Raw genomic sequence first — 20,114 nt, forward strand, 5'->3', positions numbered from 1 at the left:
TGGCGGGCCCCTGCGTCTCTGATAGCATCAGCAGTCATTTTTACGGAATGAGGGTTTTGTGCCTGTGTTGTCGGCGCAACACCCTTGTTCTGTCAGTCGCCAGCCACCGAACTGGCCAACGCTCAAGGATCTGAAACGTGATTGGACGCTTGCGCGGTACTCTGGCTGAGAAACAGCCGCCGCACCTGATTCTGGATGTAAACGGTCTGGGGTATGAGCTTGAAGTGCCCATGACCACGCTGTATCGCTTGCCGTCGGTCGGTGAACCGCTGACGTTGCACACCCATTTGGTCGTACGCGAAGACGCGCAGTTACTCTATGGTTTCGCCAGCAAGCGTGAGCGAGACTTTTTTCGCGAGTTGATTCGTCTCAATGGTGTAGGGCCGAAATTGGCCCTGGCGTTGATGTCGAGTCTGGAAGTCGATGAACTGGTACGTTGCGTGCAGTCCCAAGACACTTCGGCCCTGACCAAGGTGCCGGGCGTGGGTAAGAAGACCGCCGAGCGTTTGCTGGTGGAACTCAAGGATCGCTTCAAGGCGTGGGAAACCGTGCCGGCGATGTTTGCCCTGGTGCCAAACCAGCCAGGCGGGCCGGATATTGCGCCGGTCGCCACCGCGGAAAATGACGCCGTCAGTGCGCTGATTTCCCTGGGCTACAAGCCGCAGGAAGCCAGCAAGGCGATTTCCGCGATCAAGGAGAAAGGTTTGAGCAGTGAAGACATGATTCGCCGTGCCCTGAAGGGAATGATCTAAGTGATTGAAGCTGATCGTCTGATAGCCGCCACGCCGGGCCCGCGCGACCGCGAGGAAGTCCAGGATCGGGCGATTCGTCCTGTCAGTCTGGCCGAATACATTGGCCAGCCGACCGTTCGCGAGCAAATGGAGTTGTTCATCCAGGCGGCCCGTGGGCGTAACGAATCCCTGGACCACACTTTGATCTTCGGCCCGCCGGGCCTGGGTAAAACCACCCTGGCCAACATCATCGCCCAGGAAATGGGTGTGTCGATCAAAAGCACCTCGGGCCCGGTCCTCGAACGCCCGGGCGACCTGGCTGCGCTGCTGACAAACCTTGAGCCGCACGACGTTCTGTTTATCGACGAAATCCACCGGTTGTCGCCGATTGTCGAAGAAGTGCTGTACCCGGCCATGGAAGATTTCCAGCTCGACATCATGATCGGCGAGGGCCCGGCTGCCCGTTCGATCAAGCTGGATCTGCCGCCGTTCACGCTGGTGGGGGCGACGACGCGCGCCGGCATGCTGACCAACCCGCTGCGTGACCGCTTCGGCATCGTCCAGCGTCTCGAGTTTTACAGCACTGCCGACCTGGCGACGATTGTCAGCCGTTCGGCGAACATTCTTGGCTTGCCACTGGATCCCGAAGGCGCTTTCGAAATCGCCCGCCGGGCTCGTGGCACCCCGCGGATCGCCAACCGACTGTTGCGCCGGGTGCGTGATTTCGCCGAAGTCCGGGCCAAGGGCCACATCACCAAACCGATTGCCGATCTCGCCTTGAATCTGCTGGATGTCGACGAGCGTGGCTTCGATCACCAGGACCGGCGTCTGCTGCTGACCATGATCGAGAAGTTCGACGGTGGGCCGGTGGGCGTCGACAGTCTGGCTGCCGCGATCAGCGAAGAACGGCACACCATTGAAGACGTGCTGGAACCGTATCTGATCCAGCAGGGCTACATCATGCGCACGCCGCGGGGGCGGGTGGTCACCCGGCATGCGTACCTGCACTTTGGTTTAAACATTCCGTCACGATTGGGCGAGATGCCCGTGGTAGACGAGTTCCTCGATGCAGTGGACGATTAATTAATCTTTGCTCGCTGATTTTTCGGGCATTGTGCTGTCCCAGGACCGTACTTTCGCGAGAAAGCCGCAGATCAATGAAAAACAGTTGCCTGGCCGGATTGGCAACCTGAGGAGTAAGCACTAGAGTATGCGCGCGCAAAACGGGCTTGAGCCTTTCGCACATCGTTGTCGCGTTTATTACGAGGACACCGATGCGGGCGGCATCGTGTATTACGTTAATTACCTCAAGTTTATGGAACGGGCTCGAACCGAGCGGCTCCGGGAGCTGGGCTTTGCCCAATCCCAGCTGGCAGGGGAGGACCTGTTGTTTGTCGTGCATTCCAGCGAAGCGCGTTACCACGCGCCGGCGCGACTGGACGACGAGCTACTGGTAAGCGCTGAAGTAATCGAATTGAACCGTGTCAGCCTGCGCTTTAAACAGCAGGTCAGGCGAGCCACGGATAATGCGCTGCTCTGTGAAGGGCAGTTTTTGGTGGCCTGTGTGCGCACTGAAAGTTTAAAACCCCGGGCCATTCCCGAAGCTCTACGTGCGGCCTTTGCCGACGTGAGCGGCGCGGGTACACACTCAAAGCAGGAGATAAAGCGTGGAAGCTAACGTCGTCGACCATTCCTCCATGTGGAGCCTGGTCAGCAATGCCAGTATCGTGGTGCAACTGGTAATGCTGATCCTGGTAGCCGCATCGGTGACCTCATGGATCATGATCTTTCAGCGCAGCAACTTGCTGCGCGCCGGTCGACGCGCCCTGGAGAGCTTCGAAGAGCGCTTCTGGTCGGGTATCGACCTGTCCAAACTGTACCGTCAGGCCGGCAGCAACCCGGACCCGGATTCGGGCGTCGAGCAGATCTTCCGTGCTGGCTTCAAGGAATTCTCCCGTCTGCGTCAGCAGCCAGGCGTTGACCCGGAAGCGGTCATGGAAGGCGTGGCCCGTGCCATGCGCGTTGCCATCTCCCGTGAAGAAGAAAAGCTCGAGCAGAGCCTGCCGTTCCTCGCCACTGTCGGTTCCGTCAGCCCTTACATCGGTCTGTTCGGTACGGTCTGGGGCATCATGAACTCCTTCCGTGGCCTGGCAACTGCCCAGCAAGCGACCCTGGCCACTGTGGCTCCAGGTATCGCCGAGGCACTGATTGCAACTGCGATCGGCCTGTTCGCCGCCATCCCTGCCGTTATCGCTTACAACCGTTTTGCCGCTCGCAGCGAAACGCTGATCGGCCGTTACTACACCTTCGCCGATGAATTCCAGGCGATCCTGCACCGCAAAGTGCACACCAGCGAAGAATAAGCAGGTAATTTCCAATGGCTTTAATCGCTCGAGCTCGCAAAAAGCGCAAGCCGGTTGCCGAGATGAACGTAGTGCCTTACATCGACGTGATGCTGGTACTGCTGGTCATCTTCATGGTGACCGCGCCGATGCTCAATCAGGGCGTGAAAGTTGATCTGCCCAAGGTTTCCAGCGAAGCCTTGCCGCAGGACAACAACACCCAGGTCCTGACCATTTCGATCAAGGCTGACAAGACCTACTACTGGAACCTTGGCAGCGAAGTCGACACTGAAAAGCAGCAGGACAGGGCAATGACCTTGCCTCAGATGACTGATGCGGTGACCAAGATCATTCGCGCCGGGACTGAAGGCGGCAAACGTACCCAGGTGTTCATCCGCGGCGACAAAACCGTCGATTACGGTTCCGTCATGGGTGCCATGGGCGGATTGCAGAAGGCCGGGGTCGGTAATGTTGGCTTGATTACCGAGGCACCCTGATGCAGCAAATGCGAGAGCCATCCGCCTCGGAAAGCTACTTCTGGCCTAGTGTCCTGGCGATTGTCTTGCACGTGCTGGTTTTCGGCATGCTGTTCGTCAGTTTTGCCTTCACACCGGAGCTGCCGCCGGCCAAGCCGATTGTCCAGGCGACCCTGTACCAACTGAAGTCGAAAAGCCAGGCGACCACCCAGACCAATCAGAAGATTGCGGGTGAGGCGAAGAAATCCGCCGCGCGCCAGACCGAAGTCGAGCAGATGGAACAGAAGTTGATCGAGCAGGAAGCGATCAAGGCTGCGGAACAAAAGAAGGAAGACGCGGCTCAAAAAGCCGAAGAATCCAAGAAGGCCGACGAGACCAAGAAAGCGGAAGAGGCTAAAAAGGCTGATGAAGCCAAAAAAGCCGATGAAGCGAAGAAGACCGCCGAGGCCAAAAAGGCTGAAGAGAAACAATTGGCTGATATAGCCAAGAAGAAGTCTGAAGAAGAAGCCAAGAAGGCTGCTGAAGAAGAGGCCAAGAAAGCGGCCGCTGAAGAAGCGAAGAAAAAGATCGTCGAAGACGCGAAGAAGAAAGCCGCGGAAGACGCCAAGAAGAAATCTGAAGCTGAAGAGGCGAAGAAGAAAGTCGCCGAAGATGCGAAGAAGAAAGCTGCTGCCGATGCTGCGAAGAAGAAAACGCAGGAAGCGGCACGTAAATCCGCCGAAGAGAAAAAGGCTCAGGCCCTGGCAGATTTGCTTTCCGACACGCCTCAGCGTCAGCAGGCCTTGGCGGATGAGCAGGGTGACGAAGTCGCCGGCAGTTTCGATGACCTGATTCGTGCTCGTGCAGCGGAAGGCTGGGCTCGTCCACCTTCGGCACGCAAAGGCATGACGGTCGTGTTGCAAATCGGCATGTTGCCGGACGGTACGGTGACTTCGGTCAGCGTGTCCAAGTCCAGTGGTGACGGTCCGTTTGACGCGTCGGCAGTTGCTGCGGTCAAGAATATTGGACGTTTGACAGAAATGCAGGGAATGAAGCCGAGTGATTTCGCTCCGTATCGTTCATTCAAGATGACATTCACACCTGAGGATCTAGCCTTGTGAGAAACCTTCTTCGAGGAATGCTTGTCGTGATCTGCTGCCTGGCAGGGATTGCGACGGCAGATGAAAAAAACATTCTGGTCACCAGCGGCAGCGATCGGGCTACTCCGATCGCCGTCGTGCCGTTTGGCAACCAGGGCGGCAGCGTGTTGCCGGACGACATGGCCGAAATCATCGGTAACGACCTGCGCAACTCGGGTTACTACTCGCCGATTCCAAAGCAGAACATGATCAGCCAGCCGAGCCAGGCCAGCGAAATCATCTACCGTGACTTCAAGGCGCTCGGCGCCCAGTACGTCATGGTCGGCAGCATTGCTCCGGCGGGCGGTCGCCTGCAGGTTCAATACGCTCTGTTCAACGTCGCCACCGAACAGCAAGTGCTGACCGGCAGCGTGTCGGGCAGCGTTGATCAACTGCGCGACATGTCGCACTACATCGCGGACCAGTCGTTCGAAAAACTCACCGGTATCAAAGGTGCGTTCTCGACACGTCTGCTGTACGTGACTGCAGAGCGTTTCTCCGAGAAGAACACGCGCTACACGCTGCAACGTTCTGACTATGACGGTGCCCGCGCCGTGACCCTGCTGCAATCGCGCGAGCCGATCCTGTCGCCGCGTTTCGCACCAGATGGCAAGCGCATCGCTTATGTGTCGTTCGAACAGAAGCGTCCGCGCATCTTCATGCAGAACATTGATACCGGTCGCCGTGAGCAGATCACCAACTTCGAAGGCCTGAATGGCGCGCCAGCCTGGTCGCCGGATGGCAATCGCCTGGCGTTGGTACTGTCGAAAGACGGTAACCCGGATATCTATGTGATGAACCTGGGTTCGCGTCAGCTGACCCGTGTCACCAACGGTCCTGGCATCAACACCGAACCGTTCTGGGGCAAGGATGGTAATACCCTTTACTTCACCTCCGACCGTGGCGGCAAGCCACAAATCTACAAAACCAGCGCCAGTGGCGGTGGTGCGGAGCGTGTGACTTTCATCGGCAACTACAACGCCAACCCGAAGCTTTCGGCTGATGAAAAGACCCTGGTGATGATTCACCGCCAGGATGGCTTCACTAATTTCAAGGTGGCGGCCCAGGATTTGCAGCGCGGAAGCGTAAAAATCCTCACTGATAGCACTCTGGACGAGTCGCCTACTGTTGCGCCCAACGGCACCATGGTAATCTACGCCACCCGCCAGCAGGGCCGGGGAGTCTTGATGCTCGTGTCCATTAATGGACGCGTAAGGCTCCCGCTTCCTACCGCACAAGGCGAAGTCAGAGAACCTTCCTGGTCCCCTTACCTGAACTGACGCGGCGCTACACGTTGTACTTAACACACTGGGGTTCATTAGGAGTTTCACGATGGAAATGCTGAAGTTTGGTAAATTTGCTGCGCTGGCTCTGGCCATGGCTGTAGCTGTAGGTTGCTCGTCCAAAGGCGGCGACAATGCCGGTGAAGGCGCTGTTGATCCAAACGCTGGTTACGGCGCTAACACTGGTGCCGTTGATGGCTCCCTGAGCGAAGAAGCTGCTCTGCGCGCAATCACCACCTTCTACTTCGAATACGATAGCTCGGACCTGAAGCCAGAAGCCATGCGCGCTCTGGACGTTCACGCCAAAGACCTGAAAGCAAACGGCGCTCGCGTTGTTCTGGAAGGCAACACCGACGAACGTGGTACTCGTGAGTACAACCTGGCACTGGGCGAGCGTCGTGCGAAAGCCGTTCAACGCTACCTGGTACTGCAAGGTGTTTCCCCAGCTCAGCTGGAACTGGTTTCCTACGGCGAAGAGCGTCCAGTTGCTACCGGCAACGACGAGCAGTCCTGGGCTCAAAACCGTCGCGTCGAACTGCGTAAGTAATTCGTCATGCGAACGTGCCGTCGTGCTGTAACTGTTTTGGCTCTCAGCCTCGCACCGCTCGCGGTGTGGGCTGCGGTTCCTGTGGTCGATAATGACTCCGGCTATAACAATAGCGGGAGTAGTTATCCGCCTGCGGGTTACGGTACGAACGGCGCCTATGCCGGGGGAGGGGTTTCGGCCCCTGTCTCGGCACAGGGCGAGCTGTTCAACCAACTGCAATCGATGCAGGAGCAGATCTCGCGCCAACAAGGTGTGATTGAAGTTCTGCAAAATGATGTAGCGCGCATGAAGCAGGAAAACCTGGAGCGATACCAGGATCTTGATCGGCGCATAGGAACCGGCGTTGCACCAGCCGCGACTCCTGAGAATTCTTCTGCCGGTGGCGATCTGAATGCCCCCGGCGCAGCAGCGGGTGCAGGGGCGGCAGCCGCTCAGGCTCCTGCCGCGGGTAGCGAACCGGCGGATCCAGCGAAGGAAAAACTGTATTACGATGCAGCCTTCGACTTGATCAAGGCCAAGGATTTCGACAAAGCCAGTCAGGCTTTCTCCGCTTTCCTGCGCAAATACCCGAACAGCCAATACGCGGGCAACGCCCAGTACTGGTTGGGCGAAGTGAACCTGGCCAAAGGCGATCTGCAAGGTGCAGGTCAGGCATTTGCCAAGGTTTCGCAGCTGTACCCAAAGCACAACAAAGTGCCTGATTCGCTGTACAAGCTGGCTGATGTAGAACGCCGCCTCGGTCATCCCGACAAGGTAAAAGGCATTCTGCAACAGGTTGTGTCCCAATATCCGGGCACTTCCGCCGCTCAGCTGGCCCAACGCGATCTGCAGCGCATGTAAGCCTGCTTGACCCATTTCGAAGAAACCCGCGCTTGTCGCGGGTTTTTTCGTTAGAATTCACGCCCTTTTTATGAAATACGCTTTTTGGGGCCTGCGCGTTGGCGAGGTTCCTCGAAGTGCTGACGGAGGCGGACAGCCTGTTTAGCTGTTACGCCCGTGGCGACTATGCAAGACACATTGAGAATCACCGAAGTTTTCTACTCGTTGCAGGGGGAAACGCGGACTGCCGGGCTGCCCACAGTATTTGTGCGCCTGACCGGTTGCCCATTGCGTTGCCAATACTGCGACAGCGCCTATGCGTTCACTGGCGGTACTGTCCGAACGCTCGACGACATCCTCAAGCAAGTGGCCGGTTTCCGCCCGCGTTATGTGTGTGTCACCGGCGGAGAGCCGCTGGCGCAACCCAATGCCATCCCATTGCTCAAGCAGTTGTGCGACGCCGGTTACGAAGTGTCACTGGAAACCAGTGGTGCACTTGATATCTCGGCGGTAGATTCACGCGTCAGTCGCGTTGTCGACCTGAAAACCCCGGGTTCGAAGGAAGCGCACCGCAACCGCTATGAGAACATCGAGCTGCTCACCCCCAACGACCAGGTGAAGTTTGTCATCTGCTCGCGGGAAGACTACGACTGGGCCGTGTCGAAGCTGATTCAGTACGGTCTGGATCGTCGAGCCGGTGAAGTGCTGTTCTCGCCAAGCCATCATGACCTGAATGCTCGGGATCTGGCCGACTGGGTGGTGGCGGACAACCTGCCAGTACGTCTGCAACTGCAGCTGCATAAATATCTTTGGAATGACGAGCCGGGGCGCTGATATGACTGAACAACCGAATATTGCTGAAAAACGTGCGGTCATCCTGCTGTCCGGCGGCCTCGACTCGGCGACGGTCGTGGCCATGGCTCGCGCTGAAGGCTACAGCTGCTACACGATGAGTTTCGATTACGGTCAGCGGTCTCATGCCGAATTACACGCCGCTGAACGTGTTGCCCGGGACTTGGGTGTGGTCGAGCACAAGGTCATCGGTTTGAACCTGAACGGCATCGGTGGCTCTGCACTGACCGACAGCAGCATTGATGTGCCGGAAGAGGCAGGTGAAGGCATTCCTGTGACTTACGTGCCTGCTCGCAACACCGTGTTTCTGTCCCTGGCGCTAGGCTGGGCCGAAGTGCTCGGGGCGCGCGACATCTTCATTGGCGTTAACGCTGTCGATTACTCCGGCTATCCGGATTGCCGTCCTGAGTTCATCGAGTCCTTCGAGCGCATGGCCAATCTGGCGACCAAGGCCGGTGTCGAAGGCAATGGCTTCCGCATTCAGGCGCCCCTGCAAAACCTGAGCAAGGCGCAGATCGTCCAGGCGGGCGTGAAGCTGGGCGTCGATTACGGTCTGACCGTTTCCTGCTATCAGGCGGACGATAAAGGCTACGCGTGCGGTAAATGCGACAGCTGCCGACTGCGTGCTGAAGGCTTCGCAGCAGCCGGAATCAGCGATCCAACACCTTATTTTTGATTTATTTCAAATTAAGTGTTGAATAGTCCTTAAAAATCAGTATTATACGCGCCACCACACAGCGGGTCGTTAGCTCAGTTGGTAGAGCAGTTGGCTTTTAACCAATTGGTCGTAGGTTCGAATCCCACACGACCCACCATTTTTGTAGCAGTTTTAAAAGTCTGGAAGGCCCACGCAAGTGAGGATTTCCGGATTTTTTTTTGCCTGCGATTTAAGGTCTGCCCGGTTCAGGGCTGCTCCCCGTGACGCAGGTCAGAATCATCTTTTGCATCCGCACGATATTCTGTAGCCTTGCGCAGCTTCACGCTGTCCGTGCCTGATGATACTCACTCTCCCGGCGGTACCCTCAAGTGGTCCGGAGCCGGGTGTATACTCGACTTTCGCGCGAATGCGCCTGCAGGTCTTGCGAACATGACGCAGATTTCCGAACGCCTTCTGGTTCAAGCCCATCTCGATGCCAAGCAGCCCAAGCCGCTGACGGTCGAGGAGGAGGCCTATTACCGTGCTGCCATCGCCGCCGAGCTCAAGGCTCAGGACGCAGTGCTGGTTGCGCACTTTTATTGTGATCCGGTTATTCAAGCCCTGGCTGAAGAAACCGGAGGCTGTGTCTCCGACTCGCTGGAGATGGCCCGTTTCGGCAATGCTCACCCGGCCAAGACCGTAGTGGTCGCCGGTGTGAAATTCATGGGCGAAACCGCCAAAATCCTCAACCCTGAAAAACGTGTGCTGATGCCGACCCTGGAAGCGACCTGTTCGCTGGACCTGGGTTGCCCGGTGGACGAGTTCTCGGCGTTCTGCGATCAGCACCCGGAGCGTACCGTGGTGGTGTATGCCAACACCTCGGCAGCGGTCAAAGCCCGGGCGGACTGGGTTGTTACCTCAAGCTGCGCTCTGGAGATCGTTGAAAGCCTGATGGATAACGGCGAAACGATTATCTGGGGCCCGGACAAGCACTTGGGCACCTACATTCAGCGCCAGACCGGCGCGGACATGTTGCTGTGGGACGGGGCCTGCATCGTTCACGAAGAGTTCAAGTCCAAGCAGCTCGAAGACATGAAAGCGCTGTATCCGGACGCGGCGATTCTGGTGCACCCGGAATCACCGACGTCGGTGATCGAGCTGGCGGACGCTGTCGGTTCCACCAGTCAGTTGATTGCAGCGGCGCAGAGCCTGCCGAACAAGACGCTTATCGTTGCCACCGACCGTGGCATCTTCTACAAGATGCAGCAGTTGTGTCCGGACAAGGTGTTCATCGAGGCGCCAACAGCGGGTAACGGCGCGGCGTGCCGCAGTTGCGCGCACTGCCCGTGGATGGCGATGAATACGCTTGAGCGCACGCTGAAGGCCTTGAAAGAAGGGGCGAACGAGATCTTTGTCGATCCGGCGTTGATCCCTCAGGCGATCCGCCCGTTGAAGCGGATGCTCGACTTCACTCAGGCTGCGCGGATGAAGCTGGCCGGGAACGCCTGATAGCTGTCAGGCAAATTGAAAAACCTGTGGGAGCGAGCCTGCTCGCGATGGCGGAGTGTCAGCAAACATTAATGTCGGCTGACACTCCGCCATCGCGAGCAGGCTCGCTCCCACAATGGTTTTACGCTATCCGATTATTTGGTTTTCTTCGGGATCCGCACCAACTGGGTGCCTGAATAGATGTCATGCCAGCTGCGTTTCTGTTTGTCGAACAGCGACCAGATGAATCCAAGGCCGACGCACAGCAAGGATGCGATCGACACGACAAAACGCAGCAGCGCCTGCCACAGGCTGATTGATGAGCCATCGGCGTTCTGCACGCGGATGCACCATACCTGCATGCCTAGCGTTTGCCCGGACCAGGTCCAGAACTTGGCGAAGAAGCCGAACAGCACGAACAGCAGCACCGTCGAGAGCAACGGATCACCGTCCAGCGCGCCGGCTTCGGTCAGGGTACGCATTTTGTCTTCGCCGATGATCGCCATCTGGATCATCTTGTAGAGGCCGCTGGTGACGATCAACAGAGCCGTGCACAACAGAAAGTCATAGAACATCGCTGCCAGGCGACGGCCCAGGGTCGCGGCGGGAAAGTCGCCCTGAGGGGTGAGCAGGTGTTTCGACATGGCAGGGCTCTCGACGGAAAAAGAAGCCATTTTACGGATTTACGCGCACAAAAAAGCCCCTGATGTCAGCATCAGGGGCTTTTTCGTTACAGAAGGTTAGGCTTCTGCTTGTACTTCGTCAGCCTGCATGCCTTTCTGGCCTTGCACGGCGATGAAGGTCACTTTCTGGCCTTCTTTCAGGCTCTTGAAGCCGTTGCCCTGAATAGCGCGGAAATGCACGAACAGATCCGGACCGCTTTCTGGAGTGATAAAACCAAAACCTTTCTCGTCGTTAAACCACTTGACGGTACCGCTCTGACGTTGGGACATTTCTTATTTCCTTTGACGCAAAAATTAATGACAGTCTCTTTCTCATGAAAGAGTACTGGGGCTGGTTGCAGGGAGAGTAAGAAGACGCCGAGCGGGATGTAGCTAACTTGTAGGCTACTGCCCAGGTCACGATTCCAAGCGACCCATGCAAACACAGTGATCAAACTCTACGCCAACTACGGGAGAAAAAACAAGCCCCGTGAGAAGCCCGGTTTTACTCAGGTTTCTGGCCATAAGTGTGTTCACTAGTTCCAGCTTATTCGATGCGGTGGTTCAATTGCTTTCGATTGTTATAAGCAGGGTTCATAAACGAAAGCTTGCACTCTTTTATGGCGGTTGCGTTACACATTAGTGCACTGTTAACGCAACCGCGTTACTTATAGAAACAGTCAATCAACCACGATAGTAGCGTTGTGCAACGAATGGCATTTTGCTTACAAGCAAAGGCACCTTTTTCCCACGAACAATTGCGAACACAGGTGTGTCGATGGCGATGTATGCGCTGTCGAGGTAACCCATGGCCAAAGGACCGCCCAGGGTCGGACCGAAACCACCGCTGCAAACGCTACCGATGATGTCGCCTGTTTCGTTGACGATCTCTGCACCCTCGCGCACGGGTGTGCGTTCCTGCGGTAACAGGCCTACACGCTTGCGGCTGACACCGGCTTGCTGCTGGGCGAACACGGTTTCAGCGCCAGGGAAGCCGCCGGCCCGCGCGCCATCGGCACGTCGAGGCTTGGAGATGGCCCACAGCAGGCTCGCTTCAATCGGAGTGGTGTCGGTGTTCATGTCGTGGCCGTAGAGGCACAGGCCGGCTTCCAGGCGCAGCGAATCACGAGCGCCCAGGCCAATGGCCGCGACTTCCGGTTCGGCCAGCAGGGCGCGGGCCAACGCTTCGGCATTGGCTGCCGGCACGGAGATTTCGAAGCCGTCTTCGCCGGTGTAACCCGAACGGCTGACAAAGCAGTCCACGCCCAGCAGCTTCACGCGGGCGAACTGCATGAACGTCATCTTCGCCACTTCCGGCGCCAGGCGCGCGAGCACCGTGACGGCGGCCGGACCTTGCAGGGCCAGCAGTGCGCGCTCTTCGAACAGCGGCTCGATGGTGCATTGGTCACCAATGTGTTTGCGCAGGTGCGCGAGGTCCTGATCCTTGCAGGCGGCGTTGACCACCAGGAACAGTTCGTCGTTACCGAGGTTGGCGACCATCAGGTCATCGAGGATGCCGCCCGTCTCGTTGGTGAACATGGCGTAGCGCTGCATGCCCACCGGCAAGTCGATAATGTCCACCGGCACCAGGGTTTCCAGGGCCTTGGCGGCATTGGCGCCGGTCAGGCGGATCTGGCCCATGTGCGAAACATCGAACAGCCCGGCCTGATCACGGGTGTGTTGGTGTTCCTTCATGACGCCCAGCGGGTACTGCACCGGCATGTCATAGCCGGCAAACGGCACCATGCGGGCGCCGAGTTCGATGTGCAGTGCGTGCAACGGGGTTTTCAACAGTTGTTCGGTGGACATATCCAGCTCCTGAAAAAGTGTGCAGATGCAGTGAGCGCGCATCAGCACTCGATAATGTTGACCGCCAAACCGCCACGGGCGGTTTCCTTGTATTTGCTTTTCATGTCGGCGCCGGTCTGGCGCATGGTGCGGATGACTTTGTCGAGGGAGACGAAGTGCTGACCGTCGCCACGCAGGGCCATGCGCACGGCATTGATGGCTTTCACCGAACCCATGGCGTTGCGCTCGATGCAAGGCACTTGCACCAGCCCGCCGATCGGGTCGCAGGTCAGGCCGAGGTTGTGTTCCATGCCGATTTCGGCGGCGTTTTCCACTTGCTGCACGGTGCCGCCAAGCACTTCGCACAACGCGCCGGCCGCCATCGAACAGGCCACGCCGACTTCACCCTGACAGCCGACTTCAGCGCCGGAGATCGAGGCGTTTTCTTTATAGAGAATGCCGATGGCGGCAGCCGTCAGCAGGAAACGTACGACGCCGTCTTCGTTGGCGCCGGGGATGAAGCGCATGTAGTAGTGCAAAACCGCCGGGACGATGCCCGCCGCGCCGTTGGTCGGCGCGGTGACCACGCGCCCGCCATTGGCGTTTTCTTCGTTGACCGCCAGGGCGTACAGGTTGACCCAGTCCAGCACCGACAGCGGATCGCGCAGCGACGATTCGGGGTTTTTGCACAGTTGCCGATGCAGCGCTGCCGCGCGCCGTTTGACCTTCAAACCGCCGGGCAGGATGCCTTCGTTGCGGCAGCCGGCGTCCACGCAATCCTGCATCACCTGCCAGATTTTCAGCAGGCCGGCTCGGGTTTCCGCTTCCGGGCGCCAGGCGCTTTCGTTGGTCAGCATCACCTGGCTGATGGACAGGCCGTAGGTGGTGCAATGACCGAGCAGGTCCTTGGCGCTTTTGAACGGGAAGGTCAGGGGCGTGGCGTCTTCGACGATACGGTCGGCGCCGGCGGCGTCTTCATCGACGACGAAACCGCCGCCGACCGAGTAGTACTCGCGGCTGCGGATCTGCAGGCCCGCCGCGTCGAACGCGCGAAAGATCATACCGTTGGGGTGATAGGCCAACGGTTTGCGGATCATCGCCAGGTGTTCTTTCTCGTTGAACGCAATGCTGTGTTCGCCGAGCAGGTTCAAGCGACCGTTGCCACGAATGTCTTGCAGACGGGCGGCGACGGTTTCGGTGTTAACGGTGTCCGGGTGTTCACCTTCCAGTCCGAGCAGCACAGCCTTGTCGCTGCCGTGGCCCTTGCCGGTGGCGCCGAGCGAGCCGTAGAGCTCGACTTTGACGCAGGTGGTCGCGGCCAGCAGCCCTTCACGGCGTAAACCTTCGACGAAACGCGCAGCAGCGCGCATCGGGCCGACGGTATGGGAGCTGGAGGGGCCGATGCCAATCTTGAACAGGTCGAACACGCTTAACGACATGGTTGTTCTCCGGTTTCTTGTTATAGGAATTGGCGAGAATCTTGTGACTAGACACGGTCCCTGTAGGAGCTGGCTTGCTAGCGATGGCATCAACGCGGTGCATCATTTAGACCGAGGTGATGCCATCGCCAGCAAGCCGGCTCCTACAGGTTTTGTGGCGTTCTTGCGAGGGCGGACATGCCGCCCCTATAGATCAAGCGTAGCTTTCGATCGACGGGCAGGCGCAAACCAGGTTGCGATCACCGAAGACGTTGTCGACGCGACCGACCGGCGGCCAGTATTTGCCTTCAATCAGCGACGCGACCGGGTACACCGCTTGCTCACGGCTGTACGGATGGGACCACTCGCCGACCAATTCCGCTGCAGTGTGCGGGGCGTTTTTCAGCGGGTTGTCGTCCTTGTCCAGGGTGCCGTTTTCCACTGCGCGGATTTCTTCGCGGATGCGAATCATAGCGTCGCAGAAGCGGTCCAGTTCTTCCTTGGATTCGCTTTCGGTCGGCTCGATCATCAGCGTGCCGGCGACCGGGAACGACATGGTCGGGGCGTGGAAGCCGAAGTCGATCAGGCGCTTGGCAACGTCATCGACGCTGATGCCGCTGCTGTCTTTCAACGGACGCAGGTCGAGGATGCACTCGTGCGCAACCAGACCGTTGCTGCCGGTGTACAGCACTGGATAGTGCTCTTCGAGGCGACGGGAAATGTAGTTGGCATTGAGGATCGCCAGTTGCGAAGCGCGCTTGAGACCCGCGCCACCCATCATCCGAATGTACATCCAGGTGATCGGCAAAATGCTCGCGCTGCCGAACGGTGCTGCGCAGACCGCGCCTTCCTTGCGCTCCATCTGGGCGTGGCCCGGCAGGAACGGGGTCAGGTGCGATTTCACGCCGATCGGGCCGACACCCGGGCCGCCACCACCGTGAGGGATGCAGAAGGTTTTGTGCAGGTTCAGGTGGGACACGTCGCCGCCGAACTTGCCCGGCGCGCAGAGGCCGACCATCGCGTTCATGTTGGCGCCGTCGATGTACACCTGGCCGCCGTTGTCATGAATGATGCCGCAGATTTCGCGGATGCCTTCTTCGAACACGCCGTGGGTCGACGGGTAAGTGATCATCAGCGCAGCGAGGTGTTCGCGGTGCTCGATGGCCTTGGCGCGCAGGTCTTCGATGTCGACGTTGCCACGGGCGTCGCAGGCGGTCACGACCACGCGCATGCCAGCCATGTTGGCGGTAGCCGGGTTGGTGCCGTGGGCGGACGACGGGATCAGGCAGATGTCGCGACGGTCTTCGCCACGGCTCTGGTGGTAAGCACGAATGGCCAGCAGACCGGCGTATTCACCCTGCGAACCGGCGTTCGGTTGCAGCGAGATCGAGTCGTAACCGGTGGCGGCGCAGAGCATCGCTTCCAGTTCGTCGGTCAGTTGCTGGTAACCGGCGCTTTGTTCGGCTGGGGCGAACGGGTGCAGGGCACCGAATTCAGCCCAGGTCACCGGGATCATTTCGCTGGCGGCGTTGAGTTTCATGGTGCACGAACCCAGCGGGATCATGGTGCGATCCAGGGCCAAGTCCTTGTCGGCGAGCTTGCGCAGGTAGCGCATCAGCTCGGTTTCCGAGTGATAACGGTTGAACACCGGGTGGCTGAGGATCGGCGATTGGCGAACCAGCGCAGCCGGGATCGCGCTAACCACTGCCGCTGCGATGGCAGCGAAGTCCGGCAGCGCCTTACCGTCGGCAAACAAGGCCCACAGGGTTTCGACGTCAGCTTGCGAAGTGGTTTCGTCGAGGGACAGGCCCAGGCGCTCGCCATCGACCACACGCAGGTTGATCTGCTGCGCACGCGCCTTGTCATGCAGTTTGGCGGTGTTGGCGCCGGTGTTCAGGGTCAGGGTGTCGAAAAAGCTGGCTTGCTCGACGGTCAGGCCCAGTGCGCTCAAACCCTTGGCGAGGATCGCGGTCAGGTGATGAATGCGGTTGGCAATCTGCGTCAGGCCTTTCGGGCCGTGATACACGGCGTACATGCTGGCGATGTTGGCCAGCAGAACCTGCGCGGTGCAGATGTTGCTGGTGGCCTTCTCGCGACGGATGTGTTGCTCGCGGGTCTGCATGGCCAGGCGCAGGGCCGGTTTGCCGAAACGGTCCACGGAGACACCGACCAGACGGCCCGGCATGTCGCGCTTGAACGCATCTTTGGTAGAGAAATAAGCCGCGTGCGGGCCACCGAAGCCCAGCGGCACGCCGAAGCGTTGTGCGCTGCCGATGGCCACGTCGGCACCGAACTCGCCCGGCGGGGTCAGCACGGTCAGGGCCAGCAGGTCGGCAGCGACGGCAACCAGTGCGTTGGCGGCGTGGAAACGCTCGGTCAGTGCGCGGTAGTCGAAGACGTCACCGTTGCTGGCCGGGTATTGCAGCAGGGCGCCGAAGAACGGCGTCACGTCAGTCAGTTCAAGCTCGTCGCCGACGACTACGTCGATGCCCAACGGCTCGGCACGGGTGCGCAGCACGTCGAGGGTCTGCGGGTGGCAATGCACGGAGGCGAAGAACGCGTGGCTGCCTTTGTTCTTGCTCAGGCGCTTGCAGAAGGTCATGGCTTCGGCGGCGGCAGTGGCTTCGTCGAGCAGCGAGGCGTTGGCGATCGGCAGGCCGGTCAGGTCGCTGATCAGGGTCTGGAAGTTCAACAGCGCTTCGAGACGGCCCTGGGAAATTTCTGGCTGGTACGGGGTGTAGGCGGTGTACCAGGCCGGGTTTTCCAGCAGGTTGCGCAGGATCGGCGACGGTGTGTGGGTGCCGTAGTAGCCCTGGCCGATGTAAGTCTTGAACAGTTGGTTCTTGGCAGCGATGCCTTTGATCAACGCCAGGGCGTCGGCTTCGCTCAGGCCGTCTTCGAGGCCGAGCACGCTGGTGCCTTTGATGCTGTCCGGAATGACGCTGGCGCTCAGGGCTTCCAGCGAGTCGAAACCGAGGCTGTTGAGCATCGCTTGCTCATCGCCGGAACGCGGGCCGATGTGGCGCGCGATGAATTCGTTGGCAGTGCTCAGATTGATTTGAGTCATGTGCGTGCTCCTCAGGCTTCGGCGTTGGCTTTGATCAGACGGTCGTAGGCGTCCTGATCCAGCAGTTTGGCGACAGCCGAGGCGTCAGTTGGCTGGAAGCGGAAGAACCAGCCTTCGCCCAGCGGATCTTCGTTGACCAGTTCCGGGCTGCTGTCCAGCGCCGGGTTCACTTCCAGCACTTCACCGTCGAGTGGCATGTACACGCCGCTGGCGGCTTTTACCGATTCCACGGTGGCGGCTTCTGCGCCTTTGTCGTAGGACTGCAGCTCAGGCAGTTGTACGAAAACCACGTCGCCCAGGGCGTTCTGCGCGAAAGCGGTGATGCCGACGGTGACAGAGCCATCAGCTTCGGTACGCAGCCATTCGTGATCTTCAGTAAAACGCAACTCGCTCATGGAAACTCCTAAGGGGGCCAGACTCGTCTGGTGGACGCGATTGAATGCTTGGGCGTAAGCCCTGATTTATGAGTGGTTACTAAGCAATTTCGCGGCCAATTTGATTTTATTGTTATAAATCAACTACTTGGAGAGTTGTTGCGAGCGTGGTTGTTTGACCGCTGTAGCGAAATCGCTACAGTCGGGCGCGAACAAAAAAGTATAGGTGGATCAAAGCCTTGTGCAGCGGTGATCCGAAGAGGGTGTATCGATATCGTTCCGCTGTAGCGCTTTCAGTACAGGTGGAGGTCGTTTTCAGATGATCCACGATCTGTAGGAGCCGGCTTGCCGGCGATGGCATCACCGCGGTGTATCTGACAGACCGAGGAGATACCATCGCCGGCAAGCCGGCTCCTACAGGTCGTGGTGTTACGGCTTATTGGGAATCCCGTACTTGCGCAACCGATGGGCAATCGCGGTGTGGGAGGTTTGCAGGCGGCTGGCCAGTTGCCGGGTGGAGGGGTAGCTGACGTAGAGTTTTTCCAGCAGGGTCTTTTCGAACTCTTCCATCGCCTGCTCCAGGCTGTCGACTTCTGTGTCGCTCTGGCGCGCCACGGAGGTGCCGGCGATGTCGAGGTCGCCGATGTCCACCAGGCTGCTTTCGCAAATCGCCGCGGCGCGAAAGATCACGTTCTGCAGTTGCCGCACGTTGCCCGGCCAGCGGTTGCCCAGCAACGCCGGGTAAGTGCCCGGCGCCAGACGGCACACCGGTCGCTGAATCTGCGCGCAGGCCTGCTGCATGAAATAGCGCGCCAGCAGCAGAATGTCCTGGCCGCGTTCGCGCAGCGGCGGGACTTCGACGTTGAGCACGTTGAGGCGATAGAACAGGTCTTCGCGGAACGAGCCTTCGCTGACCATTTTTTCCAGGTCGCGGTGCGTGGCGCTGAGGATCCGCACGTTGACCTTCACTTCACGATCACCGCCCACCCGACGGAAACTGCCGTCGTTGAGGAAGCGCAGCAATTTCGCTTGCAAGTACGGCGACATCTCGCCGATCTCATCGAGAAACACCGTGCCCTGGTTGGCCAGTTCCATCAGCCCCGGCTTGCCGCCCCGTTGCGCGCCGGTGAAGGCGCCGGGGGCGTAGCCGAACAGTTCGCTTTCGGCGAGGTTCTCTGGCAATGCCGCGCAGTTCAGTGCCAGGAACGGCGAGCTGTGCCGCGCGCTGATGGCGTGACAGGCCCGGGCGACGAGTTCTTTGCCGGTACCGGTTTCGCCCTGGATCAACAGCGGCGCATCGAGGGCTGCAACCCGCTGCGCGCGCGCCTTGAGCGTACGAATCGCCGGGGATTCGCCGAGCAGCGCATCGAACCCTTCGGCATGGTCGTGGTGCAGCGCCGAGAGGCGTTCGCCGATGCGGTTCGGTTGATACAGCGTCAGCAGGGCGCCGGCGTCGGTGATCGGCGTGGCGTCCAGCAACAAGGTCTGGCCGTTGACGGTGATCTCCCGCAGTGGCAGACGAAAGCCGTGCTCCAGCAGGGCGTCGAGCAATGCGGGGTCGGCAAACAGGTCAGCGACACTTTCACCGGCCGGTTCGCGACCGTACAAGGCAATCAATGCGGGGTTGGCCAGCAGCACCTTGCCGGCACTGTCCAGGGCCAGCACCGGGTCGGTCATGGCCGCGAGCAGCGCGTCGAGCTGCAAGTGCCGACGTTGGCCAGGAAGGATGTCGACCACCGTCATCGCCTGCACGCCGCGCACGCTGAGCAAGGCGTCGTGCAGCTCTTCGAGCACGTCCGGGCTCAGGGTCGGGGCGTCGATGTAGACGTTGGGCGGGACCATTTCCACCGCATCCAGATTGAGATTGCGCCCACCGAGCAGGGCCAGGACTTCCTGGGTGATGCCGACGCGGTCGATGAAGCTGACGTGGATACGCATGGGGCGGTTTTTTTATCTGACGTGCGGAGGGTGGCAAGTATGCCTTGGAGGAGGGGTTCAGGTGAAATCCGCTGATGGGATCGCCACCTGTAGGAGCCGGCTTGCTGGCGATGGCATCTCTGCGGTCTGTCAGATACACCGAGGTGATGCCATCGCCAGCAAGCTGGCTCCTACAGGTACAGCGTTCATCCAGGGGAATAGGGTTATTCGAAGTGTTCGATGTTCACCGGGTCGCCGGATTTCATATCCAGCTGCTTGCGGATGTCTTCGAACATCAGATCGTAATGCTTGTGGACCGAGCCGATCTGACTATGGGTCTTCGGAATCCCGTACTTCTCGGCGATTTTCGTTACGTTGTTGGCGAAGTTGTAGGCTTCCTCCTTACGCAGAAAGAAGGGCTCCTTCACGTCCTTTCCTTGAATACTGCCATGCAGGGTGAACTGAATCCCTTTCTCCCCCTTGGGATTCTTGCTGACTTCATAGTCGAGGTGCACGTTGTAGCTGACATCGTCCGGTGTCAGTGCATGGCGCTCAATGTGCAGGTGACCGGGCTCGAACTGTGCCATTGACGGTT

At 59.1% G+C, this 20,114-nt stretch carries 20 protein-coding genes and 1 tRNA gene; 13 read left to right on the forward strand and 8 right to left on the reverse strand.

The window, feature by feature from the left end:
• The first annotated feature begins 137 nt into the window (after positions 1-137).
• The 13 genes from ruvA (at position 138) to nadA (ending at position 10,314) form a co-directional block, all read left to right on the forward strand.
• On the forward strand, positions 138-752 hold the full coding sequence (gene ruvA, locus PMI32_RS18605) for a Holliday junction branch migration protein RuvA (protein WP_008027783.1): 615 nt from the start codon (positions 138-140) through the stop codon (positions 750-752).
• Complete coding sequence (gene ruvB / locus PMI32_RS18600; RefSeq protein ID WP_008027785.1) at positions 753-1,814, forward strand: Holliday junction branch migration DNA helicase RuvB; 1,062 nt, start codon at positions 753-755, stop codon at positions 1,812-1,814. It begins immediately after the preceding gene.
• 127 nt (positions 1,815-1,941) lie between these two features.
• Positions 1,942-2,409 carry a tol-pal system-associated acyl-CoA thioesterase gene (gene ybgC, locus PMI32_RS18595; RefSeq protein ID WP_008027788.1) on the forward strand — a complete coding sequence of 156 codons (468 nt, stop codon included), beginning with the start codon at positions 1,942-1,944 and terminating at the stop codon, positions 2,407-2,409.
• Positions 2,399-3,094, forward strand: coding sequence for a protein TolQ (gene tolQ / locus PMI32_RS18590; protein WP_008027789.1), 696 nt, complete (start codon positions 2,399-2,401; stop codon positions 3,092-3,094). The genes ybgC and tolQ overlap by 11 nt, the downstream gene beginning before the upstream one ends.
• A gap of 23 nt (positions 3,095-3,117) precedes the next feature.
• Positions 3,118-3,570 (forward strand): protein TolR, encoded by a 453-nt coding sequence (tolR, locus tag PMI32_RS18585; RefSeq protein WP_161806672.1) that lies wholly within the window; start codon positions 3,118-3,120, stop codon positions 3,568-3,570.
• Positions 3,570-4,649, forward strand: a complete 1,080-nt coding sequence (gene tolA / locus PMI32_RS18580; RefSeq protein ID WP_008027791.1) for a cell envelope integrity protein TolA — start codon at positions 3,570-3,572, stop codon at positions 4,647-4,649. Before tolR ends, tolA begins: the two co-directional genes overlap by 1 nt.
• A complete protein-coding gene (tolB, locus tag PMI32_RS18575; protein WP_032828694.1) occupies positions 4,646-5,947 on the forward strand; it encodes a Tol-Pal system beta propeller repeat protein TolB in 1,302 nt (433 codons plus the stop codon). The genes tolA and tolB overlap by 4 nt, the downstream gene beginning before the upstream one ends.
• Positions 5,948-5,999: 52 nt before the next feature.
• Positions 6,000-6,497, forward strand: a complete 498-nt coding sequence (gene pal, locus PMI32_RS18570; RefSeq protein ID WP_008027793.1) for a peptidoglycan-associated lipoprotein Pal — start codon at positions 6,000-6,002, stop codon at positions 6,495-6,497.
• Positions 6,498-6,503: 6 nt separating this feature from the next.
• The gene (gene ybgF / locus PMI32_RS18565) at positions 6,504-7,337 is read left to right on the forward strand and encodes a tol-pal system protein YbgF (RefSeq protein ID WP_008027795.1); all 834 of its coding nucleotides are present in this window, start codon (positions 6,504-6,506) and stop codon (positions 7,335-7,337) included.
• A gap of 165 nt (positions 7,338-7,502) precedes the next feature.
• Positions 7,503-8,150: a 7-carboxy-7-deazaguanine synthase QueE gene (queE, locus tag PMI32_RS18560; RefSeq protein WP_008027797.1), complete on the forward strand. Its 648-nt coding sequence runs from the start codon at positions 7,503-7,505 to the stop codon at positions 8,148-8,150.
• A 19-nt stretch (positions 8,151-8,169) separates the two neighbouring features.
• Positions 8,170-8,844, forward strand: coding sequence for a 7-cyano-7-deazaguanine synthase QueC (gene queC / locus PMI32_RS18555; RefSeq protein ID WP_177318879.1), 675 nt, complete (start codon positions 8,170-8,172; stop codon positions 8,842-8,844).
• Between the two features lie 63 nt (positions 8,845-8,907).
• Positions 8,908-8,983: transfer RNA gene (locus tag PMI32_RS18550), tRNA-Lys, on the forward strand.
• 272 nt (positions 8,984-9,255) lie between these two features.
• Entirely contained in the window at positions 9,256-10,314 is a 1,059-nt protein-coding gene (nadA, locus tag PMI32_RS18545; protein WP_008027802.1) for a quinolinate synthase NadA, read from the forward strand.
• A gap of 134 nt (positions 10,315-10,448) precedes the next feature.
• Here the strand turns inward: nadA and PMI32_RS18540 are convergent, their stop codons facing one another.
• The 8 genes from PMI32_RS18540 to PMI32_RS18505 form a co-directional block, all read right to left on the reverse strand.
• Positions 10,449-10,937, reverse strand: a complete 489-nt coding sequence (locus tag PMI32_RS18540) for an RDD family protein (RefSeq protein WP_008027804.1) — start codon at positions 10,935-10,937, stop codon at positions 10,449-10,451.
• Between the two features lie 96 nt (positions 10,938-11,033).
• Entirely contained in the window at positions 11,034-11,246 is a 213-nt protein-coding gene (locus tag PMI32_RS18535; RefSeq protein ID WP_007977299.1) for a cold-shock protein, read from the reverse strand.
• Between the two features lie 393 nt (positions 11,247-11,639).
• Entirely contained in the window at positions 11,640-12,764 is a 1,125-nt protein-coding gene (gcvT, locus tag PMI32_RS18530; RefSeq protein WP_008027806.1) for a glycine cleavage system aminomethyltransferase GcvT, read from the reverse strand.
• A 41-nt stretch (positions 12,765-12,805) separates the two neighbouring features.
• Positions 12,806-14,182, reverse strand: a complete 1,377-nt coding sequence (locus PMI32_RS18525) for an L-serine ammonia-lyase (RefSeq protein WP_008027809.1) — start codon at positions 14,180-14,182, stop codon at positions 12,806-12,808.
• Between the two features lie 193 nt (positions 14,183-14,375).
• On the reverse strand, positions 14,376-17,228 hold the full coding sequence (gene gcvP, locus PMI32_RS18520) for an aminomethyl-transferring glycine dehydrogenase (protein ID WP_008027811.1): 2,853 nt from the start codon (positions 17,226-17,228) through the stop codon (positions 14,376-14,378).
• 11 nt (positions 17,229-17,239) lie between these two features.
• Positions 17,240-17,623: a glycine cleavage system protein GcvH gene (gene gcvH / locus PMI32_RS18515; protein ID WP_008027813.1), complete on the reverse strand. Its 384-nt coding sequence runs from the start codon at positions 17,621-17,623 to the stop codon at positions 17,240-17,242.
• Between the two features lie 408 nt (positions 17,624-18,031).
• Positions 18,032-19,540, reverse strand: coding sequence for a transcriptional regulator GcsR (gene gcsR / locus PMI32_RS18510; RefSeq protein WP_008027814.1), 1,509 nt, complete (start codon positions 19,538-19,540; stop codon positions 18,032-18,034).
• 203 nt (positions 19,541-19,743) lie between these two features.
• A complete protein-coding gene (locus PMI32_RS18505) occupies positions 19,744-20,106 on the reverse strand; it encodes a DUF5064 family protein (RefSeq protein ID WP_008027817.1) in 363 nt (120 codons plus the stop codon).
• Positions 20,107-20,114 lie beyond the last annotated feature (8 nt).

This window comes from Pseudomonas sp. GM60, assembly GCF_000282415.1.
Lineage (GTDB): Bacteria > Pseudomonadota > Gammaproteobacteria > Pseudomonadales > Pseudomonadaceae > Aquipseudomonas > Aquipseudomonas migulae.

Bases quoted from the DNA above. Each gene is read 5' to 3' on its own strand.
- gcvH (WP_008027813.1), bottom strand. From the start codon at position 17,623: ATGAGCGAGTTGCGTTTTACTGAAGATCACGAATGGCTGCGTACCGAA.
- PMI32_RS18540 (WP_008027804.1), bottom strand. From the start codon at position 10,937: ATGTCGAAACACCTGCTCACCCCTCAGGGCGACTTTCCCGCCGCGACC.
- tolA (WP_008027791.1), top strand. From the start codon at position 3,570: ATGCAGCAAATGCGAGAGCCATCCGCCTCGGAAAGCTACTTCTGGCCT.
- PMI32_RS18525 (WP_008027809.1), bottom strand. From the start codon at position 14,182: ATGTCGTTAAGCGTGTTCGACCTGTTCAAGATTGGCATCGGCCCCTCC.
- nadA (WP_008027802.1), top strand. From the start codon at position 9,256: ATGACGCAGATTTCCGAACGCCTTCTGGTTCAAGCCCATCTCGATGCC.
- gcsR (WP_008027814.1), bottom strand. From the start codon at position 19,540: ATGCGTATCCACGTCAGCTTCATCGACCGCGTCGGCATCACCCAGGAA.
- ybgC (WP_008027788.1), top strand. From the start codon at position 1,942: ATGCGCGCGCAAAACGGGCTTGAGCCTTTCGCACATCGTTGTCGCGTT.
- PMI32_RS18535 (WP_007977299.1), bottom strand. From the start codon at position 11,246: ATGTCCCAACGTCAGAGCGGTACCGTCAAGTGGTTTAACGACGAGAAA.
- gcvP (WP_008027811.1), bottom strand. From the start codon at position 17,228: ATGACTCAAATCAATCTGAGCACTGCCAACGAATTCATCGCGCGCCAC.
- queE (WP_008027797.1), top strand. From the start codon at position 7,503: ATGCAAGACACATTGAGAATCACCGAAGTTTTCTACTCGTTGCAGGGG.
- ybgF (WP_008027795.1), top strand. From the start codon at position 6,504: ATGCGAACGTGCCGTCGTGCTGTAACTGTTTTGGCTCTCAGCCTCGCA.
- gcvT (WP_008027806.1), bottom strand. From the start codon at position 12,764: ATGTCCACCGAACAACTGTTGAAAACCCCGTTGCACGCACTGCACATC.
- PMI32_RS18505 (WP_008027817.1), bottom strand. From the start codon at position 20,106: ATGGCACAGTTCGAGCCCGGTCACCTGCACATTGAGCGCCATGCACTG.
- pal (WP_008027793.1), top strand. From the start codon at position 6,000: ATGGAAATGCTGAAGTTTGGTAAATTTGCTGCGCTGGCTCTGGCCATG.